Here is a 287-nt window from a genome sequence, read left to right as displayed (position 1 = left end):
AGCGCCGCCGACAGCTTGCACGCCCGTACCGGGCCGACCCCGCGCAGGCGGGCCAGGTCGCCGGGTTCGCGGTCGAGCAGGTCGCGCAGCGAGCCATGCTCGTCCAGCAGGGCGCGCGAGGCGGTCACCGCGTCGGAGCCGCGGGCGCCGGAGCCGACGAAGATGGCCAGCAATTCAGCGTCCGACAGCTTGCCCGGGCCATGGTCGAGCAGCTTTTCACGCGGGCGTTCGGAGAGGGGCCAGTCTGCAATGCGCATATGGCTAAGATGCGCGGGCTGATCGCCCAC

At 71.8% G+C, this 287-nt stretch carries 1 protein-coding gene; it reads right to left on the bottom strand.

All coding sequences use genetic code 11. From position 1 onward, the window contains the following. The coding region (locus SB658_RS23200; RefSeq protein ID WP_410602622.1) for a UPF0758 domain-containing protein at positions 1-287 on the bottom strand (287 nt) is incomplete at both ends.

Source organism: Bacillus sp. SIMBA_008, assembly GCF_046535495.1.
GTDB lineage: Bacteria > Bacillota > Bacilli > Bacillales > Bacillaceae > Bacillus > Bacillus subtilis.
Note: the sequence above shows the minus strand (reverse complement) of the source record. Positions and strands in the feature narration are given on the sequence as shown.